The 24,427-nt window shown below is 52.6% G+C and carries 19 protein-coding genes and 2 tRNA genes; 19 read left to right on the top strand and 2 right to left on the bottom strand.

Annotation, left to right across the window (positions count from 1 at the left end):
* Nucleotides 1-70 precede the first annotated feature (70 nt).
* The 7 genes from K7R23_RS03195 to K7R23_RS03165 all read left to right on the top strand — a co-directional run bounded on the left by K7R23_RS03195 (nucleotide 71) and on the right by K7R23_RS03165 (nucleotide 6,099).
* Nucleotides 71-1,429: an ATPase, T2SS/T4P/T4SS family gene (locus K7R23_RS03195; protein WP_012908545.1), complete on the top strand. Its 1,359-nt coding sequence runs from the start codon at nucleotides 71-73 to the stop codon at nucleotides 1,427-1,429.
* Nucleotides 1,413-2,441 (top strand): type II secretion system F family protein, encoded by a 1,029-nt coding sequence (locus K7R23_RS03190; RefSeq protein WP_012908546.1) that lies wholly within the window; start codon nucleotides 1,413-1,415, stop codon nucleotides 2,439-2,441. The genes K7R23_RS03195 and K7R23_RS03190 overlap by 17 nt, the downstream gene beginning before the upstream one ends.
* Nucleotides 2,442-2,455: 14 nt before the next feature.
* Nucleotides 2,456-3,304, top strand: a complete 849-nt coding sequence (locus tag K7R23_RS03185; RefSeq protein ID WP_148222121.1) for a hypothetical protein — start codon at nucleotides 2,456-2,458, stop codon at nucleotides 3,302-3,304.
* Between the two features lie 179 nt (nucleotides 3,305-3,483).
* Nucleotides 3,484-4,329 carry a prepilin peptidase gene (locus tag K7R23_RS03180; protein WP_012908548.1) on the top strand — a complete coding sequence of 282 codons (846 nt, stop codon included), beginning with the start codon at nucleotides 3,484-3,486 and terminating at the stop codon, nucleotides 4,327-4,329.
* The gene (locus K7R23_RS03175) at nucleotides 4,326-5,456 is read left to right on the top strand and encodes a M23 family metallopeptidase (protein WP_012908549.1); all 1,131 of its coding nucleotides are present in this window, start codon (nucleotides 4,326-4,328) and stop codon (nucleotides 5,454-5,456) included. The genes K7R23_RS03180 and K7R23_RS03175 overlap by 4 nt, the downstream gene beginning before the upstream one ends.
* Before the next feature lie 214 nt (nucleotides 5,457-5,670).
* Entirely contained in the window at nucleotides 5,671-6,003 is a 333-nt protein-coding gene (gene secG / locus K7R23_RS03170; RefSeq protein WP_024133063.1) for a preprotein translocase subunit SecG, read from the top strand.
* Between the two features lie 9 nt (nucleotides 6,004-6,012).
* Nucleotides 6,013-6,099 (top strand) — tRNA-Leu (locus tag K7R23_RS03165).
* A 317-nt stretch (nucleotides 6,100-6,416) separates the two neighbouring features.
* Here K7R23_RS03165 and K7R23_RS03160 read toward each other — a convergent pair.
* Together K7R23_RS03160 and argG are read right to left on the bottom strand one after the other, a co-directional pair.
* On the bottom strand, nucleotides 6,417-8,738 hold the full coding sequence (locus tag K7R23_RS03160) for a glycoside hydrolase family 18 protein (protein WP_012908551.1): 2,322 nt from the start codon (nucleotides 8,736-8,738) through the stop codon (nucleotides 6,417-6,419).
* A 336-nt stretch (nucleotides 8,739-9,074) separates the two neighbouring features.
* Nucleotides 9,075-10,418 (bottom strand): argininosuccinate synthase, encoded by a 1,344-nt coding sequence (argG, locus tag K7R23_RS03155; RefSeq protein ID WP_012908552.1) that lies wholly within the window; start codon nucleotides 10,416-10,418, stop codon nucleotides 9,075-9,077.
* 296 nt (nucleotides 10,419-10,714) lie between these two features.
* On the opposite strand from argG, the gene K7R23_RS03150 reads away from it, so the two are divergent.
* The 12 genes from K7R23_RS03150 (at nucleotide 10,715) to mtr (ending at nucleotide 24,422) form a co-directional block, all read left to right on the top strand.
* Nucleotides 10,715-10,791, top strand: a tRNA-Met gene (locus K7R23_RS03150).
* 207 nt (nucleotides 10,792-10,998) lie between these two features.
* Nucleotides 10,999-11,451: a ribosome maturation factor RimP gene (rimP, locus tag K7R23_RS03145; RefSeq protein ID WP_024133064.1), complete on the top strand. Its 453-nt coding sequence runs from the start codon at nucleotides 10,999-11,001 to the stop codon at nucleotides 11,449-11,451.
* Nucleotides 11,452-11,479: 28 nt separating this feature from the next.
* Nucleotides 11,480-12,967, top strand: a complete 1,488-nt coding sequence (gene nusA / locus K7R23_RS03140) for a transcription termination factor NusA (protein WP_012908554.1) — start codon at nucleotides 11,480-11,482, stop codon at nucleotides 12,965-12,967.
* Between the two features lie 24 nt (nucleotides 12,968-12,991).
* The gene (infB, locus tag K7R23_RS03135) at nucleotides 12,992-15,676 is read left to right on the top strand and encodes a translation initiation factor IF-2 (protein ID WP_012908555.1); all 2,685 of its coding nucleotides are present in this window, start codon (nucleotides 12,992-12,994) and stop codon (nucleotides 15,674-15,676) included.
* A 156-nt stretch (nucleotides 15,677-15,832) separates the two neighbouring features.
* Nucleotides 15,833-16,234 (top strand): 30S ribosome-binding factor RbfA, encoded by a 402-nt coding sequence (rbfA, locus tag K7R23_RS03130; RefSeq protein ID WP_001040201.1) that lies wholly within the window; start codon nucleotides 15,833-15,835, stop codon nucleotides 16,232-16,234.
* Complete coding sequence (truB, locus tag K7R23_RS03125; RefSeq protein WP_012908556.1) at nucleotides 16,234-17,178, top strand: tRNA pseudouridine(55) synthase TruB; 945 nt, start codon at nucleotides 16,234-16,236, stop codon at nucleotides 17,176-17,178. The genes rbfA and truB overlap by 1 nt, the downstream gene beginning before the upstream one ends.
* 153 nt (nucleotides 17,179-17,331) lie before the next feature.
* Nucleotides 17,332-17,601, top strand: a complete 270-nt coding sequence (rpsO, locus tag K7R23_RS03120; protein WP_000059465.1) for a 30S ribosomal protein S15 — start codon at nucleotides 17,332-17,334, stop codon at nucleotides 17,599-17,601.
* A gap of 243 nt (nucleotides 17,602-17,844) precedes the next feature.
* Entirely contained in the window at nucleotides 17,845-19,980 is a 2,136-nt protein-coding gene (gene pnp / locus K7R23_RS03115) for a polyribonucleotide nucleotidyltransferase (RefSeq protein ID WP_024133065.1), read from the top strand.
* Between the two features lie 109 nt (nucleotides 19,981-20,089).
* A complete protein-coding gene (gene nlpI, locus K7R23_RS03110; RefSeq protein ID WP_012908558.1) occupies nucleotides 20,090-20,974 on the top strand; it encodes a lipoprotein NlpI in 885 nt (294 codons plus the stop codon).
* Between the two features lie 105 nt (nucleotides 20,975-21,079).
* Nucleotides 21,080-21,160, top strand: coding sequence for a protein YrbN (gene yrbN, locus K7R23_RS03105; RefSeq protein ID WP_010723222.1), 81 nt, complete (start codon nucleotides 21,080-21,082; stop codon nucleotides 21,158-21,160).
* Nucleotides 21,153-23,033, top strand: a complete 1,881-nt coding sequence (gene deaD, locus K7R23_RS03100; protein ID WP_012908559.1) for an ATP-dependent RNA helicase DeaD — start codon at nucleotides 21,153-21,155, stop codon at nucleotides 23,031-23,033. The genes yrbN and deaD overlap by 8 nt, the downstream gene beginning before the upstream one ends.
* A 144-nt stretch (nucleotides 23,034-23,177) precedes the next feature.
* Nucleotides 23,178-24,422, top strand: a complete 1,245-nt coding sequence (mtr, locus tag K7R23_RS03095; protein WP_024133066.1) for a tryptophan permease — start codon at nucleotides 23,178-23,180, stop codon at nucleotides 24,420-24,422.
* The last annotated feature ends 5 nt before the right edge of the window (nucleotides 24,423-24,427 follow it).

Raw genomic sequence — 24,427 nt, 5'->3', positions numbered from 1 at the left:
TTTATTAGTGCATAGCATTAATATCGATAAGCTCTTTGAATATGAACTACAAATAGCGCGCCTGAGATCCATGCATAAACGCCCCGTTATTGGCATAGCTGTGGTAACGGAAGATGATTATTTCCATGTACTGGAATTTATCTCGCTTAGAGCACTTAATGCCGCGCATACTGAAATTGATGTTACGGATACTCAGCAACGATTAGTGAATGTTCTGCAACGCGTAGTAAATATGGGGGCAAGCGATCTCCATATTACGCGTAATGACGTACTTGCCGTCTTTGAAGCGCGCGTTAATGGCGTGTTGAAACCATTTATGCAGATAAAGTCGCAGCAGTGCGATGAGATGGTCTTCGTCTTGTATAACGTGGAGGCAACCACCAGGGATACGACCTGGAACCGTGCTATTCCGCAGAATGCGAATATTTTGTACAGCCTGAACGGTAAGCCTTACCGTTTCCGTTACGCCCATTTTCCCATCTTTGGTGAAACGGCGGACTGTTACCATGCCGTACTGCGTATTATTCCTTCAGGCTTGCAGAAAGATAATCTCGGCTCGCTGGAGAAAATAGGTATTTCTCAGGAGGAAACGGAGGATCTTAAACGCATCCTCAGTAATCCTTATGGCGCTTATGTGATCGCCGGGACGACGGGCTCGGGTAAATCCACCACCCTGAAAAATTTGATGGAGTGGCTGCAGATCAACCGTTATGACGATCGCGGCTGCTTTCTGACGGTTGAAGACCCCGTGGAATACCAGATATATGGCGCAAAGCAAAGCTCGGTGGTGAGCGTGGACGGTGGTGGATTCCATGCGGCGATTAAATCCGCGCTGCGACGGGACCCTGATGTGCTGATGGTGGGGGAAATTCGTGACAACGTGTCGGCCAATGCGCTGGCTGGCGCGGTGGAGAGCGGTCATTACTGTTTCACCACGGTACATGCGGGCAATATCGTTTCGTTACTCCAGCGTATGTCCGCGCTGGGTATCAGCAGCGATAAGCTGTCGACGCCCGGTTTTATTGCAGGGCTGCAGTGTCAAAAGCTGGTGCCGGTGCTTTGTGATGCCTGTAAGCAGCTTTATGCGGAGAAAGTAATTGCCGGGCGCACGTTTACCCTGTACCAGTCCAGCGAACAGGGCTGCGTAAAGTGCAGGCACAGCGGTATCAGAGGGCGCCAGTTGGCGATGGAGTATTTCTTACCGACCTACGATGAGCTGGCGGCGATTTCCCGTCAGGAGTGGCTGAATGTCTATACCCTGTGGCGTGAAAAGCGAAAAAGCGTTGCCGGCCTCGCTGAAGGTTTCGAAATTCGTGAAAAGGTGATGGCATATGTTCTCCAGGGACGCATTGATGCCAGATGGTTTGCAATGGAATTCGGCGTTCTGCCGGTTGAAGATCTGGAGATGATCGTTGAAAAAATTCAGTAAAAAGCAGCGCATCTATATCTACCAGTTTTGCGCCGATATGATTAAGGCGGGCTTACCCTTATATGATTCGTTGCAAAAGTTGCAGAAGGAAGGGCAAGCCTTACTGGGAAAAGGGTTCAGCAAACGTCTGCTGGGCTTAATAAATCAAATGAAGCAGGAGACGTCCGTTGCCGCTGTTTTTGAGGGGATGGTGCCTAACTCAGAACTGAGCGTCATCACCGCAGCAGAGAGAAGCGGACGTCTATCGGAGGGATTTTTTACTCTGGTTTCAATCATTAAATACAATGACGAACTACGTAAAAAAATTATCGGGGCGCTGATTTTCCCGCTAATTATGATTACGTTATCGTTGATTGTTATCGCCGGTTATTCGCAAAAGGTCTTTCCGGCGTTTGCCTCCGTTGTACCTATCGAAAAGTGGCCGGGCGTGACGCAAAATTTATATCATTTTGGCGTTGCGCTTTATGAAGGGCTATGGCTGAAAGTGTTAATTGGATTTGTCCTGCTTGTATTCCTGCTACGGTTAATGATGGCCAATTTCAAGGGCGCGCTGAGAAACCGCGTTTTAGACAAAATCATACCATTTTCGACGTTCAGGCAATTAACGTCTTCCATTTTTCTTAACAACCTGTCGTTGATGTTAAGTAATGGCATTCCGTTAACCGATGCGCTTTCCATTATTCAGCTAAACGCCAATCGCTGGTTGAAATGGCATATCTTTGTCATGCTGGAAAAGATGGCCCACGGCGTCAATTATGGTAAAGCGCTGGACAGCGGACTGATGGGCGCTGAAGAGTTACTGAACATCAGCCTGTATGCCGATCTCCCTTCGTTTAACGAAGTGTTACTTTCCGTATCCGAACGCTCCAGAGAACATATCCAGGAATATATTAAGAAAATTGCCGGACTGCTTAAAAACCTGGCGACGGTAATTTTGGGCGGCAGCGTGATCTGGGTTTTTTTAGCCCTCTTCTCGCTGATGGATACGCTATCGCAAAGCGCTACCGGATAATGTGGAGGGGTAAAATGAAAAAAAGAGTAAAATGGTCACAAATATGCCTGCTGGCTGTATTAAGTTTTTGTAGCCTGAGCGCGAAAAGCTCCCAGAATTATGGATTCAGCGCAGGGGTCAAGCCTTGTTCATTGTGGGACACTTTTTTCCCTATTTCATTTCAGGTTCCTAGTGATAAATTGACTCGGGACTATGTACGGCCGATCTTTAATATTATTTATATTACAGACAGTAATCTTAAGCATATGGATGATTTTTACGATATCTATAAAATTAATGGGAAAGGGGATGCTATATGGCCAACAACACCTTTTCTTGCTACTGGTAGTGACACGGCGTATTGCCGAAATGATGGGGACTGTGTAACGAAAGGGTACGGGGCCTTGGGGAAAGGGATCTCTGCTTACAATGAAATAAAAAAGGATTTTCCGGGAGAGACAGTAAAAGTGCTCTCTGACTCGGCATACGGTAATGGCGATATTAGCTGGCTTTTTCTCCCGACGCGGAAACTGAAATTGTTACGCGTGGAATATTTTACCCCCTACAAAGACGACGACGGAACTATCCTGATAACGTTGAAGAATAAAGAAAACAATAAGTACACTGAGCCCCTTTTTTTTGAATACAGGGCGACAGGCAATGGTGATGAAATGGAGTTAGAGGAGAGCGGTGGCACAGCGGCTGGCGCAAATTTTAATGACGTCAAGTTACCACAGTTTATCAGACCTACCCAACTCTCTGCTATTCAGGTTTGGCTGGATACAACAAGTGGCGGCACCCCGTGGTCTAGTATCTATCCTAACGTCAGGGTGAGGCCTTTTACGGATGAACAGATGGCGCTTATTCCGGTTAACTGCCCGTGACGGAAAGCTGTTTTTATCAAATAAAAGGAACTTGGCCTTTTATTGATATCCGGTTGGCTTTTCCTGTCATACCTGTAACAGATGGCGTAAGAAAGAAAAACAGGTTGCATTAACTCTCCTTAAATAAGGTGGGTGATACGCCATTATGTTGTAAGCAATATTAAAAGGTTTACCTACGCATGGACGAATTTTTTACCCCCTGGTATCCGTGGCTGGCGCTGATGCTGGGCTTACTGATCGGCAGCTTTTTAAACGTGGTGATTTACCGTCTGCCGCTGATGATACTTCGCGACGCTGTGGATGACGCGGAGCGTGACCGTCTACCTAACGTCAATTTATGGTGGCCGCCGTCCCACTGTCCACGCTGCCAGCGGAATATCCTGCCGTGGGATAATATTCCCGTGGTGAGCTGGCTGCTGTTAAGGGGAAAGTGCCGTCACTGCCGCTGCGCGATCCCTTTTATCTATCCGCTTAGTGAAGCTGCAATCGGCGCCGTGTTCTGGGCGCTGGTCTGTTATCTGTACCCACAGTACAGCCTTGTCCAGCTTGCTTTTTTCGCTTTCTTTCTCTGCCTGCTCTATGCGCTGGCGGTTATCGATCTCAACACTTTTTTGCTGCCGGACAGTCTGGTTTATCTGTTGCTGTGGGGCGGACTGATTGCTTCGGTCCGCAACCTTATTCCGGTATCTCCGCGCGACAGCGTCATCGGCGCCGCCATGATCTGGAGCTTTACCTGGCTGATGGCGGAGGGATTTCAGCGGATCGTTGGGCGCGAAGGGTTCGGCAAGGGGGATGTTAAGCTATTTGCCGCCTGTGCCGCCTGGCTGGGTACGACCCACATTGCCGTTCTGATGCTGGGTTCCGCGCTGCTGGGACTCTGTTTTTTTCTGCTGCGCTTCGGCTATCTCCGTATCTGCAAACGCGCGCCGCGTAGCGACCTGGCTGAAAAAGGGTATCTTCCTTTTGGCCCGGCGATTGTTCTGATGGCGGTCTGGCTGATGTATGTGGAGGTGCTTCATTTATGATGGCTCTGGTGTTTCCTCTGCTGTTAACGCCTTCTCCGACCACGACCTTACCGCAGGCGGCCGTACCCGCAGTGTCGACGCAGCGTGAAAGCTACCAAAACTATTTCAGCACTCTGCTGACGGGAGAAGGGATTAAAGCGTCGCCTGAAAAACGTTTCCCGGCGGATCCGCTGGCGTGTCGGATTAGCGCCGCAACCCTCTGGAATGAAGCCTTCCCGTCATGGCCAGCGGCGGCGTTTCCTGACGGGGAGAAGAACGTTTGTTCTCTGGTGACGGCGCTGGCAACGTTTTTTCCTTTATCGCCGCGGACTAACGCTACGCAGGAAGATGCGGAAATGACGGACGATAAACCGGCCAGCAGCTTTATTTCCATTTTAAATCTGACTATGCCGTCAACCAGCGCTCTGCCCCCGACCTGGAAGCCGTTAACCACGCCACGCGTGGTATCCGGCGTGACGGACCTTCCGGAGGGGACCTTCATTTTTCCTCTGCCCCATGACATTGTGGTGACGTCACCTTATGGAATGCGCTACCACCCGGTGACGCATCAGTTTAAGCGTCATGAAGGGGTGGATTTGCGCGCGCCGATAAATAGTGAGGTGATGGCGGTTGCGGACGGTGAAATTGCGGCGACGGGCTACGGTCCGGTAACGGGATTCTACGTTACCGTCAATCATGCCGATGGCTGGAGCAGCCGCTATCTGCATCTGAATAAAATTAACGTGCAGACAGGCGATAAGGTTTTAAGAGGCAATGTTATTGCTTTGTCTGGGGCGAGCGGACGAACCAATGGTCCGCACCTGCATCTGGAGCTCAGCCATCGCCAGCAGCCGGCAAACCCCATGGCTATGCTTTCTGTTGCCACCTCAACGCCAAATCTTGCGCGTGCGCAGGCTGTTGCAGTAGAGGAGAAAAAGATAGTTGTGGAGCCTGTGGATATAACTCCGGTGATTACCCTGATTAGCGGTGAAGGGGAAGACATGCAAATAGGTGTGCGCATGGGTAAAAAAACCGCTTTTTACAGTCCGCGGGAGCCTGTGGAGACGGCTAACGGCATCTGGCGTATTGTGAAACGGTATGGAAAATACCGGCTCATAAAGCAGGGGGCCGAAAAGGAGCAGAAATAGCCGGCTGTTTTATGGTCGTTTGATGGTGTTAACCGCCGGAAAAAGCCGCTTTTGCTGTTTTTTTCCGCAGTTGATACAATGCACTAAAATTGCCCTTGCGAAGGTCATTCGCTTTGGTTAGTATTCACACCCGCTTCAGTGGGAAACAGTAAATTATCCCGCTTTATTGGTTGAAGCATTGGTACGCGGCAACTCCGCAAGGAACAGGTTGATTATGTACGAAGCTCTTTTGGTAGTTTTCCTTATTGTGGCAATTGGCTTGGTGGGTCTGATTATGCTGCAGCAAGGTAAAGGCGCTGATATGGGAGCCTCCTTCGGAGCAGGCGCTTCCGCTACGCTGTTTGGTTCAAGTGGTTCTGGTAACTTCATGACCCGCATGACGGCTTTGCTGGCGACCTTGTTCTTCATCATCAGTCTGGTGCTGGGTAATATCAACAGCAACAAGACCAATAAAGGAAGTGAGTGGGAAAACCTGAGCGCGCCGGCGAAGACCGAGCAGACTCAGCCAGCTGCTCCGGCTCAGCCGACCAGCGATATCCCGCAGTAAGATCTCAGTGCCGAGGTGGTGGAATTGGTAGACACGCTACCTTGAGGTGGTAGTGCCCAATAGGGCTTACGGGTTCAAGTCCCGTCCTCGGTACCAATATTCAGCGAATGGACGTCAATTGACGTCCATTTTCGTATCCGCAATCCACGTAAGCCCTGGCTTGTAGTTTGTCTTATTTCCCCTCTCCGTTACTCTATTTATTTGTGCCTGACGCTTATAAACGTGCTGGAGCGCTGCTGCTTGTGGCTCAGTTAGCAGAACGCGACTTACAGGTCTGACGCGCTCAGAATTCGTCCTGTCTGCTTTTCTGTCGAAGGCGGCGGAAATGACGGTTGCCAGTGCCCGGTTAACGTTCTCAGGTTCTCTATAAACAAAAATGCCCGGTTTCCCGGGCATGGCGTTGTTTTAAGACATTAATAGTAATCAAGACCACGGGGGACCGTCAGCGCAGCGGCCAGCGTTTTCTTATCCCCGTCAATGTGATAGACCTTAACGTTATCATTTTCCTTAACCACAATGCTGGCAACCGTGCTGTAAAGGACTCTTTTCGCAGTTTTCCAGCCGCACTCCATATTTTCCGTTACGCAATCACCTGTATTCTGGATATCGGCGCTGGCGACATACTGGTCGTTGAGGTAGATCTCGTAACGCGTATCAATAAAGCCATCCGTCAACAGCTGAATAGCATGGTCTGTGGTACTGGAACCGGCAATGTAGACATCTTTTAACACGCCACTTTCGTCAAAAACGGCATGTCCGAGCATTTCCCGGGTAACGGTTTTTGAGGCGTCAACATACTCTTTATCGCCATCCTGACGAACAACAGTAATAACATCGCCTTCATTAATGGTTAATCTGTTCGTGAGAATATAGGCGGTTTGCTCTTTATTGCCGGATTTACCTTCACTGACATAACCCTTTTTGCTTTTTGCTACAGAAACATTATTCAGACGAATATCAAAAACGCCGTTTTTAAATTCCGTCAGAGGCATTTCAGTATAAATGCCGGGATACATAACGTAACGATCTGTTTTGCTGTCAAAAATGAGTCCACGGTTAGCGCCGGGCTTTAAGTTCAAATAGGAGACGACGCCTGTTTCGTCGGCAGCATCATCACCATCCCCATCATCGTCGTCGCTGTCGCTATTTTTAAGCGTCGCAACAATTTTCCCTAACGTATGGTCGCTGGAATCACCGCTGATATCCCAGATGATTGCGCCGCCCAATGCCTGGTCTTTGATGTAATTCACTTTATCAGTGATAGACGCTTCATCATCATAGGTCAGGAACTCTCTGGTTTTCGCATTGTACAGATAGGGAACATGCGATTCCGCATCCCAATAGCGCGTGTAATCTCCGCTGGCAATTTTTTCCTGCAGGACATAGAAAGGATTCGTTCCGGTAAACTGGTCTTTATCATCCCAGGCGCCGTGTACGGTTGCGCTCCCTGGCGCAAATAATCCCGGCAACCCTTTAATGATTTCCGTTGGATTAACCTCTCCCCATCCACGACCATAGAAGGGAACCCCCATGGTAATTTTGCTTTTTGGTACATTCCAGGTGTTTACATATTCATTTATCGTTGCAGACACATTCAGCTTTTGATCTGCATCCTGGCTATTGGCATACAGCGGCGCATTGTGGCCCGTAATGGGATCGAAAGCGCCGTGGATGTCGTATGCCATCACGTTAACGGAATCAAGCAGAGGGGCCGTCACCTTAGGGTTAATATAAGCGATATTCTTATGGTTTACCGTAACTGCCGCCGACAGCTGATAGTAGATATCGTTTTGTTTACCCAGCACATCAAGTTTATTACGCAGGTTGGTAAGAAGATCGGTGAACTGCATTTTTTCAACTTCAGTGTCAGGATACTCCCAGTCGATATCAACCCCATCGAATTTCCATTTAACGACGTAGTCGACGATGCTTTGCGCCAGTTTTTCAACTCCTTCCGGCGTGGCGGTTGCTGTTTCAAATGCGCCTTCTTCAGAGTTGGTCCAGCCGCCAATTGAAAGAATATTTTTTACGCCCGCCTGCCTGCTGCTGTTGGCTATTTCTTTCATTAAGGTTGGGCCTTTCTCAGTATCGTGCGTCACGACGACACCATTTTTTACCACGCCGAATGCATACGCCAGATGGGTGAGCTGATCCCAGGCAATTTTATCCGGCGTAAAGTAATTGTGCGCCTCATACACGCCCCATTCAGGATAGTAACCATAAATGCGGGTTTGTTTCGCTACCTTGCTTTTTTGATCTACCTGATAGTCTTCCGCCTGCTGTCCTTGCCAGGGGGTAAAGTTATAAGTTCCGACAATATTCTGTTCGAGGTTAGTCGCGGCGCCTTTTAACCAGACTGCGTTCTTGCCAGGGATTTCGCCAGGGTTAGCCCACCACTGGTTTGTCCAGTAATAGCCGTCATAACGTACTCTCGTATTCGCGGTGCCGTAAGACAATGTTGGGTCATACAGCGGTGTTTTCATCACGTCGTCAAGTTTGTTGGCCACGACGACCGTTTCCGTACCCGGAAAATCGTTGTTTTTACCCTGATTGATTCCATCACTGATGCCTAATTCTAACCAGCTTTCACCATTATCAGTTGAACGCATCAAACTCTTATTATAAGTTCCTTCAATTTTATTCGTATCGTCATTCGCTCTTATTTCGGCCAGCGCATTCGCTGATAACAGGCAGGACGCGATCATAATAGCGATCCTGGAAGGTTTTAATCTCATACAATATCCTTATTAATTATCAATAAAACATATTAATTTATTGTTGGTATTGGCAAATAGCCATGGTGAGAATAGCAAAGTGCTATTTTAAAAACGAATGAAGAGGTATTTATAAAGTCTGAATATTAGCGGTGGGGTTATTTATTTGAAGTTATATATTAAAGTTATTTATTTTTGATTTATTATCCTGTGCAAAAATAAATCCCCTCCGCATGGCAGAAGGGGATGTATTTGTCGCAATTTCGATAGCTATTGTGCCGCCTGACTTCTGCTAAGTATCGGATAGAGAGGTGAAATCCGTATCCGACTTACCGCCATCAGGCTTCGCTTGTATCGTTACTTCGCTTTGTTTTCCAGATTCTCTACCTGCGGCAGACCGGTGGCGGAAGAGGCGGTCAACAAACCAGACCGGGCATAGCCGAACAGCTTCTCACGGGTATCGGTAATATCCAGGTTACGCATGGTCAGCTGACCGATACGGTCGTCCGGGGAGAAGACCGAGTCGCCTTTCTCCATCGTCAGACGTTCTGGTTTGTAGGTCAGATTATCCGATACCGTATTCAGGATGGAATAGTCGTTGCCGCGGCGCAGTTCCAGCGTCACTTCGCCGGTGATCTGGCTGGCGACCCAGCGTTGCAGACCATCGCGCAGCATCAGCGCCTGGGAGTCGAACCAGCGACCCTGATACAGCAGACGGCCTAACTGACGGCCATGGGCGTGATACTGTTCGATGGTGTCTTCGTTGTGAATGCCGGTCAGCAGACGCTCATAGGCGATGTGCAGCAGCGCCATCCCCGGGGCTTCATAGATGCCGCGGCTTTTGGCTTCAATGATCCGGTTTTCAATCTGGTCGCTCATGCCGAGACCGTGGCGGCCGCCAATGCGGTTCGCTTCCAGCATCATTTCCACATCGTCGCTGAACGTTTTACCGTTCAGGGCGACCGGATGACCCTGTTCAAAACGCACGGTCACTTCTTCCGCCGGGATCCTGACGTTTTCATCCCAGAACTTCACGCCCATGATGGGGTTAACGATCTTGACGCTGGAGTTAAGGTATTCCAGATCTTTGGCTTCGTGCGTGGCGCCGAGCATGTTGGAGTCGGTGGAGTAGGCTTTTTCGACCGACATTTTGTAGTCAAATCCGCAGGCTGCCATAAATTCAGACATCTCATGGCGACCGCCCAGCTCATCAATAAAGTCGGTATCCAGCCAGGGTTTGTAAATCTGCAGCTCGGCGTTGGTCAGCAGGCCATAGCGATAGAAACGTTCAATATCGTTTCCTTTATAGGTACTGCCATCGCCCCAGATATGGACGCCGTCTTCTTTCATTGCCGCAACCAGCATCGTGCCGGTTACCGCACGTCCCAGAGGGGTGGTATTGAAATAGGTGAGGCCGCCGGTGGTGTTATGGAATGCGCCACACTGAATCGCCGCGATACCTTCGGCAACCAGTTGTTTACGGCAGTCGATCAGGCGAGCGTTCTCTGCGCCATATTCCATTGCACGACGAGGAATCGCATCATAATCGTCCTCGTCTGGCTGGCCCAGATTCGCAGTATATGCATATGGGACAGCCCCTTTTTGTCGCATCCACAGTAGCGCAGCGCTGGTGTCCAGGCCGCCGGAAAAAGCGATGCCAATACGTTGACCTACGGGAAGATGCTTGAGAATCGTCGTCATAAAATAAAACCCTGCTTGGTAGACTGATGATGAGATCGGTTTTCTGCTCTCAGTGCATTTTTATGCAAAATAAATGAGTTTTCATTTAATCATCTTTTTTACGAGACAGGAAGCGTTTCGTGTTTTTTTCCGTAAAAACGCCGGGCTGGCGGGCGCGACACGCCATGAACAGTGGTTGACACAATGGGAAATTAGTCATTATAATGGCAGCAGATTTTACGTCCCGTCTTTGGTACCAAATCCCAACAGTGTTTGCATCTTTTACCCAAAACGAGTAAAATTTGCCACGTTTCAGGCGCGGGGTGGAGCAGCCTGGTAGCTCGTCGGGCTCATAACCCGAAGGTCGTCGGTTCAAATCCGGCCCCCGCAACCACTTTCCCTTAGAGTTCTTTTTCAAATATACTGTGAAGACTTAGGCCTTCGTAGCAGGATTTGAAAAAAATTCTTTCGGAAGGTTCTCCAGACCGCAGTTGCGGTTATAGGGTTCAGTTATCTAAAGCCCCGATTTATCGGGGTTTTTTGTTATCTGACTACAGAATAACTGGGCTTTAGGCCCTTTTTTTATGTCTTGGGGGTGGGCTTGTCCACATTAGAGCAAAAATTAACAGAGATGATTACAGCACCGGTCGAAGCCCTGGGTTACGAGTTGGTCGGCATCGAATTTATCCGCGGTCGCACATCCACACTGCGCATCTATATTGATAGTGAAGATGGCATCAATGTTGATGATTGTGCTGATGTGAGCCACCAGGTCAGCGCGGTAATGGACGTAGAAGATCCGATTACTGTGGCTTACAACCTGGAAGTCTCCTCACCGGGTCTCGACCGCCCGTTGTTTACTGCTGAACACTATGCGCGTTTCCTGGGGGAAGAAGTTTCGCTGGTGCTGCGTATGGCGGTGCAGAACCGTCGTAAATGGCAGGGCGTTATCAAAGCGGTGGACGGTGAAATGATCACTGTCGCAGTCGAAGGAAAAGATGAAGTGTTCGCGCTGAGTAACATCCAGAAGGCGAACCTGGTTCCCCACTTTTAACAGTCTGGATTGAGGTGAAAAGCCCGCGATGAACAAAGAAATTTTGGCTGTTGTTGAAGCCGTATCCAACGAAAAGGCGCTGCCACGCGAGAAAATTTTTGAAGCGCTGGAAAGTGCGCTGGCTACAGCAACAAAGAAGAAGTATGAACAAGAGATCGACGTGCGCGTTGAGATCGATCGTAAGAGCGGTGATTTCGACACCTTCCGTCGCTGGCTGATTGTGGAAGAAGTGACCCAGCCGACGAAAGAAATTACCCTTGAAGCCGCGCGTTTTGAAGATGAAAGCCTGAACCTGGGCGGCTATGTTGAAGATCAGATTGAATCTGTCACCTTTGACCGCATCACGACCCAGACGGCGAAGCAGGTTATCGTGCAGAAGGTGCGTGAAGCTGAACGCGCGATGGTGGTCGATCAGTTCCGTGAACACGAAGGCGAAATCATCACCGGCGTGGTGAAGAAAGTAAACCGCGACAACATCTCTTTGGATCTCGGCAACAACGCTGAAGCGGTGATCCTGCGTGAAGATATGCTGCCGCGCGAAAACTTCCGCCCGGGCGACCGTATTCGCGGCGTATTGTACGCCGTTCGTCCGGAAGCGCGCGGCGCGCAGCTGTTCGTGACCCGTTCCAAACCGGAAATGCTGGTGGAACTGTTCCGCATTGAAGTGCCGGAAATCGGCGAAGAAGTGATTGAAATTAAAGCGGCGGCTCGCGATCCGGGCTCCCGTGCGAAAATCGCGGTGAAAACCAACGACAAGCGTATCGACCCGGTCGGCGCCTGCGTTGGTATGCGCGGCGCGCGCGTGCAGGCGGTTTCTACCGAACTGGGCGGCGAGCGTATCGATATCGTTCTGTGGGACGATAACCCGGCGCAGTTCGTGATTAACGCAATGGCGCCTGCTGACGTCGCGTCTATCGTGGTGGATGAAGATAAACACACCATGGATATCGCCGTTGAAGCCGGTAATCTGGCGCAAGCTATTGGACGTAACGGTCAGAACGTCCGCCTGGCTTCGCAACTGAGCGGTTGGGAACTCAACGTGATGACCGTTGATGACCTCCAGGCAAAACATCAGGCTGAAGCACATGCCGCCATCGATACCTTCACCAAATATCTTGATATTGATGAAGAGTTCGCAACAGTTCTGGTTGAAGAAGGTTTCTCAACGCTGGAAGAACTGGCCTACGTGCCAATGAAAGAACTGCTGGAAATTGATGGCCTTGACGAGCCGACCGTTGAAGCGCTGCGCGAGCGCGCGAAAAACGCACTGACCACTCTGGCACTGGCCCAGGAAGAAAGCCTCGGTGATAACAAACCGGCTGACGATCTGCTGAATCTGGAAGGCATGAATCGTGAACTGGCCTTCAAACTGGCTGCCCGTGGTGTTTGTACGCTGGAAGATCTCGCCGAACAGGGCATTGATGATCTGGCTGATATTGAAGGGTTGACCGACGAAAAAGCCGGTGAGCTGATTATGGCTGCCCGTAATATTTGCTGGTTCGGCGACGAAGCGTAATAAACTGTAGCAGGAAGGAACAGCATGACAGATGTAACCGTAAAAGCGCTGGCCGCAGAGATACAGACCTCCGTGGATCGTCTGGTACAGCAATTTGCTGATGCCGGCATCCCGAAGTCTGCTGATGACTCTGTGTCCGCACAAGAAAAACAGACCTTACTGGCGCACCTGAACCGTGAAAACGGTTCCGGCCCGGATAAGCTGACGCTGCAACGTAAAACGCGCAGCACCCTGAATATTCCTGGTACCGGTGGAAAAAGCAAATCGGTACAAATCGAAGTCCGCAAGAAGCGCACATTTGTGAAACGCGACCCGCAAGAAGCAGAACGTCTCGCCGCGGAAGAGCAAGCGCAGCGTGAAGCGGAAGAGCAGGCCCGTCGTGAGGCTGAAGAAGCAGCCAAACGCGAGGCGCAACAAAAAGCTGACCGTGAGGCCGCAGAACAAGCTAAGCGTGAAGCTGCTGAAAAAGCGAAACGTGAAGCAGCGGAAAAAGACAAAGTGAGCAATCAACAGACTGACGATATGACCAAAACCGCCCAGGCCGAAAAGGTCCGCCGTGAAAATGAAGCTGCCGAGCTGAAGCGTAAAGCGGAAGAAGAAGCGCGTCGCAAGCTTGAAGAAGAAGCGCGCCGCGTAGCGGAAGAAGCTCGCCGCATGGCGGAAGAAAACAAATGGACTGATACCGCTGAGCCGACTGAAGACTCCAGCGATTATCACGTCACCACCTCTCAGCATGCTCGCCAGGCCGAAGACGAAAACGATCGTGAAGTGGAAGGCGGCCGTAGTCGTAGTCGCAGTACGAAAGCGGCGCGTCCGGCGAAGAAAGGCAACAAGCACGCTGAATCTAAAGCTGACCGCGAAGAAGCGCGTGCGGCGGTTCGCGGCGGTAAAGGCGGCAAACAGCGTAAAGGTTCCGCTTTGCAGCAGAGCTTCCAGAAACCTGCGCAGGCCGTTAACCGTGACGTTGTGATTGGTGAAACCATCACCGTTGGCGAACTGGCGAACAAGATGGCGGTAAAAGGCTCTCAGGTCATCAAAGCGATGATGAAACTGGGTGCGATGGCGACCATCAACCAGGTTATCGACCAGGAAACTGCGCAGCTGGTTGCCGAAGAGATGGGCCACAAAGTTATCCTGCGTCGTGAGAACGAGCTGGAAGAAGCGGTAATGAGCGACCGTGACACGGGCGCTGCGGCTGAACCGCGCGCGCCGGTCGTGACCATCATGGGTCACGTTGACCACGGTAAAACCTCTCTGCTGGACTACATTCGCTCCACGAAAGTGGCCTCTGGCGAAGCGGGCGGCATTACCCAGCACATCGGTGCTTACCACGTTGAAACTGACAACGGGATGATCACTTTCCTGGATACCCCGGGCCACGCCGCGTTTACCTCTATGCGTGCTCGTGGCGCCCAGGCGACGGATATCGTGGTTCTGGTTGTGGCGGCAGACGACGGCGTAATGCCGCAGACCATCGAAGCAATCCAGCACGCGAAAGCGGCGGGTGTGCCGGTGGTGGTTGCCGTCAACAAAATCGATAAGCCGGAAGCGGATCCGGATCGCGTTAAGAATGAACTGTCCCAGTACGGCATCCTGCCGGAAGAGTGGGGCGGCGAAAGCCAGTTCGTTCACGTATCTGCAAAAGCGGGTACAGGTATCGACGAACTGCTGGATGCGATCCTGTTGCAGGCCGAAGTTCTGGAACTGAAAGCCGTCCGTAAAGGGATGGCGAGCGGTGCGGTAATCGAATCCTTCCTGGATAAAGGTCGTGGTCCGGTTGCTACCGTTCTGGTTCGTGAAGGTACCCTGAACAAGGGCGATATCGTTCTGTGCGGCTTCGAATATGGTCGCGTGCGTGCGATGCGTAACGAACTGGGTCAGGAAGTGCTGGAAGCAGGTCCGTCCATTCCGGTTGAGATCCTCGGCCTGTCCGGCGTACCGGCTGCCGGTGACGAAGTGACCGTCGTGCGTGACGAGAAGAAAGCGCGTGAAGTGGCGCTGTACCGTCAGGGTAAATTCCGCGAAGTTAAACTGGCGCGTCAGCAGAAATCGAAACTCGAGAACATGTTCGCCAACATGACCGAAGGCGAAGTTCACGAAGTGAACATCGTGCTGAAGGCTGACGTACAGGGTTCTGTGGAAGCGATCTCCGACTCCTTGCTGAAACTCTCCACCGACGAAGTGAAGGTGAAGATTATCGGTTCCGGCGTGGGCGGCATCACCGAAACCGATGCGACCCTGGCAGCGGCTTCCAACGCCATTCTGGTAGGCTTCAACGTGCGTGCCGATGCTTCTGCGCGTAAAGTGATCGAAGCGGAAAACCTGGATCTGCGCTACTACTCCGTCATCTATAATCTGATCGACGAAGTGAAAGCGGCGATGAGCGGTATGCTCTCTCCGGAACTGAAACAGCAGATCATTGGTCTGGCTGAAGTGCGCGACGTGTTTAAATCACCGAAATTCGGTGCGATCGCGGGCTGTATGGTTACCGAAGGGACCATCAAACGTCACAACCCGATCCGCGTTCTGCGTGACAACGTGGTTATCTACGAAGGCGAGCTGGAGTCCCTGCGCCGCTTCAAAGATGACGTCAACGAAGTCCGTAACGGCATGGAATGTGGTATCGGCGTCAAGAACTACAACGACGTTCGCGTGGGCGATATGATTGAAGTGTTCGAGATCATCGAAATCCAACGTACCATCGCATAATCTTCGTAATGCCCGGTGGCACATCGTTTACCGGGCCTACGTAGCCGGGTTGTAGGCCTGATAAGCGTAGCGCCATCAGGCTTTAAAGCGCCACCCGGCATGAATTTCAAAAGGGGCTGATAGCCCCTTTTTTGTCTTTATTCTGGAGAATTCATTATGGCGAAAGAATTTGGTCGCCCGCAGCGCGTGGCGCAGGAAATGCAAAAAGAGATCGCGATCATTCTGCAGCGCGAAATTAAAGATCCGCGCCTGGGCATGATGACCACCGTTTCGGGCGTCGAAATGTCCCGCGATCTGGCGTATGCCAAAGTGTATGTCACCTTCCTCAACGACAAAGATGAAGACGCGGTAAAAGCGGGCATCAAAGCGTTACAGGAAGCTTCCGGCTTTATCCGTTCCCTGCTGGGGAAAGCGATGCGTCTGCGTATCGTGCCGGAACTGACCTTCTTCTACGACAACTCGCTGGTGGAAGGGATGCGCATGTCTAATCTGGTGACCAACGTGGTGAAACATGACGAAGAGCGTCGTGTGAACCCGGACGACAGCAAGGAGGACTAATGAGTCGTCCTCGTCGTCGTGGTCGCGACATTAACGGCGTCCTGCTGCTGGATAAGCCGCAGGGCATGTCCAGCAATGACGTACTGCAAAAAGTAAAACGTCTCTACAACGCGAACCGTGCCGGACACACCGGCGCGCTGGACCCGCTGGCGACCGGTATGCTGCCGATTTGTCTCGGCGAAGCGACCAAGTTTTCACAGTACCTGCTGGACTCCGACAAGCGTTATCGGGTGATTGCCCGTCTCGGGCAGCGGACCGATACCTCCGATGCCGACGGACAGATCGTGCAGGAGCGCCCAATAACCTTTACCCCTGAGCAGCTTGCTAGCGCGCTGGAAACCTTTCGCGGCGACATTGAGCAGGTCCCGTCGATGTACTCGGCGCTGAAATATCAGGGTAAAAAGCTTTATGAATACGCGCGCCAGGGGATTGAAGTCCCGCGTGAGGCGCGACCGATTACCGTTTATGAGCTACTGTTTATTCGCCACGAAGGGAACGAACTGGAGCTGGAAGTGCACTGTTCGAAAGGCACCTATATTCGCACGATCGTCGACGATCTGGGTGAAAAACTGGGTTGCGGCGCGCACGTTATCTTCCTGCGCCGCCTGGCGGTAAGCAAATACCCGGTCGAGCGGATGGTGACGCTGGAACGCCTGCGCGAGCTGGCGGACCAGGCTGAGCAGCAGGGTATTCCGGCAGCGCAACTGCTGGACCCGCTATTGATGCCAATGGACAGTCCGGCTTCGGATTTCCCTGTCGTCAATCTGCCGTTAACCTCTTCCGTTTACTTTAAAAACGGCAACCCGGTGCGTACGTCGGGCGCGCCGCTGGAAGGGCTGGTACGCGTAACGGAAGGTGAAGAGGGTAAATTTATCGGCATGGGCGAAATTGACGACGAAGGCCGCGTCGCCCCGCGCCGGTTAGTGGTGGACTATCCTGCGTAACGCCGCTCCGTCTTGCGATAAGAGGGCGCTGCGAGTAGAATACTGCCGCTTAACGTCGCGCGAATTTTTTAACAGTAAGTTAGCGCGGCGTACACTGGGATCGCTGAATTAGAGATCGGCGTCCTTTCATACTTAATACTTTGGAGTTTTAAAATGTCTCTAAGTACTGAAGCTACAGCTAAAATCGTTTCTGAGTTCGGTCGTGACGCAAACGACACCGGTTCTACCGATGTTCAGGTTGCTCTGTTGACTGCACAGATTAACCACCTGCAGGGTCACTTTGCAGAGCACAAGAAAGATCACCACAGCCGTCGTGGTCTGCTGCGCATGGTTTCTCAGCGTCGTAAACTGCTCGACTACCTGAAACGTAAAGATGTTGCACGCTACACCGCGCTGATCGAGCGTCTGGGCCTGCGTCGCTAATTCTTGCGAGTTTCAAAAAAGGGGGCCTTTATGGCCCCTTTTTTCAAGTGGACGGCAGCAATTCACTGGAAACTAATGTATTGTTGCTATGAATGATCTTCCGTCGCAGAGGTTCGCGCGGCTAATGAGAGGCTTCACCCATCGCGTGGGTTAGGGTTGTCATTAGTCGCGAGGATGCGCAGAAGATCGGGTCTTAACGGCGACTCAGCATGGGGTCGCCAGAAATCAGTAAAGGAAATTATTTTGTTAAATCCGATCGTTCGTAAATTCCAGTACGGTCAGCATACCGTTACGCTGGAAACTGGCATGATGGCTCGTCAGGCCACTGCCGCTGTTATGGTTAGCATGGATGACACTGCGGTATTCGTTACCGTTGTTGGTCAGAAAAAGGCGAAACCGGGTCAGGACTTCTTCCCGCTGACCGTTAACTATCAGGAGCGTACCTACGCTGCTGGTCGTATTCCGGGAAGCTTCTTCCGTCGTGAAGGCCGCCCGAGCGAAGGCGAAACGCTGATCGCGCGTCTGATTGACCGCCCGGTTCGCCCGCTGTTCCCGGAAGGCTTTGTCAACGAAGTCCAGGTTATCGCGACCGTGGTTTCCGTTAACCCGCAGGTTAACCCGGATATCGTTGCGATGATCGGCGCCTCTGCCGCGCTGTCCCTGTCCGGCATTCCGTTCAACGGCCCGATCGGCGCCGCGCGTGTCGGTTACATCAACGACCAGTACGTGCTGAACCCGACTCAGGATGAACTGAAAGAGAGCAAGCTGGATCTGGTTGTTGCCGGTACTGAAGCGGCTGTGCTGATGGTTGAATCCGAAGCGGAACTGCTGAGCGAAGACCAGATGCTGGGCGCGGTCGTGTTCGGTCACGAACAGCAGCAGGTGGTTATCCAGGCGATCAACGATCTGGTGAAAGAAGCCGGTAAACCACGTTGGGACTGGCAGCCGGAAGCGGTCAACGAAGCGCTGAACGCGCGCGTTGCAGCCCTGGCCGAATCTCGCCTGAGCGATGCTTACCGCATCACCGACAAGCAGGAGCGTTACGCGCAGGTTGACGCGATCAAATCGGAAACCATCGACGCGCTGCTGGCGGAAGACGAAACCCTTGACGCTAACGAACTGGGTGAAATTCTGCACGCTATCGAGAAAAACGTGGTGCGTAGCCGCGTACTGGCAGGCGAGCCGCGTATCGATGGCCGTGAAAAAGATATGATTCGTGGTCTGGACGTGCGCACCGGCGTGCTGCCGCGCACCCACGGTTCCGCGCTGTTCACCCGTGGCGAAACGCAGGCGCTGGTGACCGCGACCCTGGGTACAGCCCGTGACGCGCAGGTTCTTGATGAACTGATGGGCGAGCGTACCGACAGCTTCCTGTTCCACTACAACTTCCCTCCGTACTCCGTAGGCGAAACCGGCATGGTCGGTTCTCCGAAGCGTCGTGAAATCGGTCACGGTCGTCTGGCGAAGCGTGGCGTGCTGGCGGTTATGCCGGATATGGATAAATTCCCGTACACCGTGCGCGTCGTGTCTGAAATTACCGAATCCAACGGTTCTTCTTCCATGGCTTCCGTCTGTGGCGCATCTCTGGCGCTGATGGACGCGGGCGTGCCGATCAAAGCCGCCGTTGCCGGTATCGCAATGGGTCTGGTGAAAGAAGGCGACAACTTTGTCGTGCTGTCTGACATCCTGGGCGACGAAGATCACCTGGGCGATATGGACTTCAAAGTGGCGGGTTCCCGCGACGGTATCTCTGCGCTGCAGATGGATATCAAAATTGAAGGTATCACCAAAGAGATCATGCAGGTTGCGCTGAACCAGGCGAAAGGCGCGCGTCTGCACATTCTGGGCGTGATGGAACAGGCCATCAACGCGCCGCGCGGCGATATTTCTCAGTTCGCTCCGCGTATCCACACCATCAAGATCAACCCGGACAAGATCAAAGACGTGATCGGTAAGGGCGGTTCTGTGATTCGCGCGTTGACCGAAGAAACCGGCACCACTATCGAAATCGAAGACGACGGTACCGTGAAGATCGCTGCGACCGACGGAGAGAAAGCGAAACACGCTATCCGTCGCATCGAAGAGATCACCGCGGAAATCGAAGTGGGTCGTATCTACAATGGTAAAGTGACCCGTATCGTTGACTTTGGCGCATTTGTTGCCATCGGCGGCGGTAAAGAAGGTCTGGTTCATATTTCTCAGATTGCCGACAAACGCGTCGAGAAAGTGACCGATTACCTGCAGATGGGCCAGGAAGTACCGGTGAAAGTTCTGGAAGTTGACCGCCAGGGCCGCGTACGTCTGAGCATTAAAGAAGCAACTGAGCAGTCCCAGCCAGCTGCTGCGCCGGAAGCGCCGGCCAGCGAACAGGGCGAGTAAGGTTGTCTTTGCCCTCCGCGCTTGCGGAGGGCGTTTAGCCTGGCAGGACGCCTTGTGGAACCGCCGGTGGACAGGACGTTCGATTAATCGTTGTCTTCGGGAGTGGGAAATGAAGCCTTTTTTGCGCTGGTGTTTCGTAGCGACAGCACTCACGCTGGCAGGATGCAGCAACTCCGCCTGGCGTAAGAGTGAAGTCCTCGCAGTACCATTGCAACCGACTTTGCAGCAGGAAGTGATTCTGGCACGCATGGAACAAATTCTTGCCAGTCGGGCTTTAACCGATGACGAACGCGCGCAGCTTTTATATGAGCGCGGAGTGTTGTATGATAGTCTCGGTCTGAGGGCATTAGCGCGGAATGATTTTTCACAAGCGCTGGCAATCCGACCGGATATGCCTGAAGTATTCAATTACTTAGGCATTTATTTAACGCAGGCAGGCAATTTTGATGCTGCCTATGAAGCGTTTGATTCTGTACTTGAGCTTGATCCAACTTACAACTACGCGCACTTAAATCGCGGTATCGCACTGTATTACGGCGGTCGCGACAAGTTAGCGCAAGATGATCTGCTGGCGTTTTATCAAGACGATCCCAACGATCCTTTCCGCAGCCTGTGGCTTTATCTCGCCGAGCAGAAGCTCGATGAGAAGCAGGCAAAAGAAGCGTTAAGACAGCGCTTCGACAAATCGGACAAGGAGCAATGGGGATGGAACATTGTCGAGTTCTACCTGGGCGACATTAGCGAATCCACGCTAATGGAAAGGCTTAAGGCGGACGCAACGGATAACACCTCGCTCGCTGAGCATCTCAGTGAAACCAACTTCTATTTAGGTAAGTACTACCTAAGTCTGGGGGATTTGGACAGCGCTACGGCTCTGTTCAAACTGGCGGTGGCTAACAACGTTCATAACTTTGTTGAGCACCGATATGCATTGTTGGAATTATCGCTCCTGGGCCAGGACCAAGATGACCTGGCAGAATCGGACCAGCAATAGCTGACGAACACATCAGCCCATAAGCTTTTTGATTGCCATCACCTTTGCGGGTGAGGGCGTTGTTGTTCGTTAATACACCTACTTTGAGCCGGTTCACACTTTTCAATGAAAATTGCAGATCAATTTCATGATGAGTTATGTAGACTGGCCGCCATTAATTTTGAGGCACACGTACTACATGGCTGAATTCGAAACCACTTTTGCAGATCTGGGGCTTAAGGCTCCTGTCCTTGAAGCCCTTAACGATCTGGGTTACGAAAAACCATCTCCAATCCAGGCAGAGTGCATTCCGCATCTGCTGGGCGGTCGCGACGTTCTGGGTATGGCCCAGACCGGTAGCGGCAAAACCGCAGCGTTCTCATTACCGCTGCTCAACAATCTTGATCCTGAGCTGAAGGCACCTCAGATTCTGGTGCTGGCGCCGACCCGCGAACTGGCGGTTCAGGTTGCCGAAGCCATGACGGATTTCTCTAAACATATGCGCGGCGTAAACGTGGTTGCCCTGTACGGCGGCCAGCGTTATGACGTGCAGTTACGCGCCCTGCGTCAGGGGCCGCAGATCGTCGTCGGTACGCCGGGACGTCTGCTCGATCACTTAAAACGCGGTACGCTTGATCTCTCTAAACTGAGCGGTCTGGTGCTGGACGAAGCCGATGAAATGCTGCGTATGGGCTTCATTGAAGACGTCGAAACCATCATGGCGCAGATCCCGGAAGGTCATCAGACCGCGCTGTTCTCTGCCACCATGCCGGAAGCGATTCGTCGCATTACCCGTCGCTTTATGAAAGAGCCGCAGGAAGTGCGTATTCAGTCCAGCGTGACCACCCGTCCGGACATCAGCCAGAGTTACTGGACCGTCTGGGGCATGCGTAAAAACGAAGCGCTGGTGCGTTTCCTGGAAGCGGAAGATTTTGATGCGGCGATTATCTTCGTTCGTACCAAAAACGCGACCCTGGAAGTCGCGGAAGCGCTGGAGCGTAGCGGCTATAACAGCGCCGCGCTGAACGGCGACATGAACCAGGCGCTGCGTGAGCAGACTCTGGAGCGCCTGAAAGACGGTCGTCTGGATATCCTGATTGCGACTGACGTTGCGGCCCGTGGTCTGGACGTTGAGCGTATCAGCCTGGTCGTTAACTACGATATCCCGATGGATTCTGAGTCTTACGTTCACCGTATCGGCCGTACCGGTCGTGCGGGCCGTGCGGGCCGTGCGCTGCTGTTCGTTGAGAACCGCGAGCGTCGTCTGCTGCGCAACATCGAACGCACCATGAAGCTGACCATTCCGGAAGTCGAACTGCCGAACGCAGAACTGCTGGGCAAACGCCGTCTGGAAAAATTCGCCGCGAAAGTACAGCAGCAGCTGGAAAGCAGCGATCTCGATCAGTATCGTGCGCTGCTGGCGCAGATTCAGCCTACCGCTGAAGGCGAAGAGCTGGATCTGGAAACGCTGGCCGCCGCGCTGCTGAAGATGGCGCAGGGTGAACGTACCCTGATCGTTCCGCCGGATGCGCCGATGCGTCCTAAGCGTGAGTTCCGTGACCGTGATGACCGTGGTCCGCGCGATCGTAACGATCGTGGCCCGCGTGGCGACCGTGAAGATCGTCCGCGTCGCGAACGTCGTGACGTTGGCGATATGCAGCTGTACCGCATTGAAGTGGGCCGTGACGACGGTGTTGAAGTGCGTCATATCGTTGGCGCGATCGCTAACGAAGGCGATATCAGCAGCCGTTACATTGGCAACATCAAGCTGTTTGCCTCTCACTCCACCATCGAGCTGCCGAAAGGTATGCCGGGTGAAGTGCTGCAACACTTTACGCGTACCCGCATTCTGAACAAGCCGATGAACATGCAACTGGTAGGCGATGCGCAGCCGCATACCGAGCGTCGTGGCGGTGGTCGTAGCTTCGGTGGCGAACGTCGTGAAGGCGGTCGCGGCTTCGGCGGTGAGCGTCGTGAAGGTGGTCGTGGTGATGGTCGTCGTTTCAGCGGCGAGCGTCGCGAAGGTCGCGCTCCACGTCGTGAAGAGGGTTCCAGCCGTCGTCGTTTCGGCGACGCGTAAACCCTGCGTTTACTGACGTAAAGTAAAAGATACAGGCCCCGATAAAATTATCGGGGCTTTTTTTATTTCAATTGTACTCGTGTACTGGTACGGTGCAGCGTATTAAAATGCAGTAGCAAAATAATACACTGGAGATCAGGCTGTATGGCAACACTAACCACCACCCGGACGTCACCGTCGCTGCTCGGCGGCGTGGTGATCATTGGCGGCACCATTATTGGCGCGGGGATGTTCTCCCTGCCGGTGGTGATGGCAGGGAGCTGGTTTTTCTGGTCGATGGCGGCGCTGATCTTTACCTGGTTCTGTATGCTGCACTCCGGGCTGATGATTCTCGAAGCCAACCTTAACTACCGGATTGGCGCGAGCTTTGACACCATTACCAAAGATCTGCTTGGTAAAGGCTGGAACGTGATTAACGGCATGTCGATTGCCTTCGTGCTGTATATCCTGACCTACGCCTATATCTCGGCCAGCGGTTCGATTCTGCATCATACCTTTGCTGAAATGTCGCTGAACGTTCCGGCGCGGGCGGCAGGCTTCGGCTTCGCGCTGCTGGTGGCCTTTGTGGTGTGGCTGAGCACCAAAGCGGTGAGCCGGATGACGGCGATTGTGCTGGGCGCGAAGGTCATCACCTTCTTCCTGACCTTCGGCAGCCTGCTGGGGCACGTTACGCCCGCCACGCTGTTTAACGTCGCACAGAGCAACGCCTCGTATACGCCGTATCTGCTGATGACGCTGCCGTTTTGTCTGGCGTCGTTTGGCTACCACGGCAACGTGCCGAGCCTGATGAAGTACTACGGTAAAGATCCGCGCACCATTGTGAAATGCCTGGTTTACGGCACGCTGCTGGCGCTGGTGCTGTACAGCGTCTGGCTGCTGGGGACGATGGGCAATATTCCGCGTCCTGAGTTTATCGGCATCGCGCAGAAGGGCGGCAATATCGATGTGCTGGTACAGGCGCTGAGCGGCGTGCTGAACAGCCGCAGTCTGGATCTGCTGCTGGTGGTATTTTCTAACTTTGCGGTGGCCAGCTCGTTCCTCGGCGTTACGCTTGGCCTGTTTGACTACCTGGCGGATCTGTTCGGCTTTGACGACTCGGCGACGGGACGGTTTAAAACCGCGCTGCTGACCTTTATTCCGCCGGTGGCGGGCGGTCTGCTGTGGCCGAACGGTTTCCTGTACGCCATTGGCTACGCAGGGCTGGCGGCGACGATCTGGGCGGCGATTGTGCCGGCGCTGCTGGCGCATAAATCACGCGAACGCTTCGGTAGCCCGAAATTCCGCGTCTGGGGCGGCAAACCGATGATCGCGCTGATTCTGCTGTTCGGCGTCGGTAACGCGCTGGTGCATATCCTGTCGAGCTTTAATCTGTTGCCGGTGTATCAGTAAACTTA

It is taken from the genome of Citrobacter rodentium NBRC 105723 = DSM 16636 (assembly GCF_021278985.1).
In the GTDB taxonomy this organism is placed as follows: Bacteria; Pseudomonadota; Gammaproteobacteria; order Enterobacterales; family Enterobacteriaceae; genus Citrobacter_A; species Citrobacter_A rodentium.
This window is presented reverse-complemented; position numbering and strand designations above follow the sequence as displayed.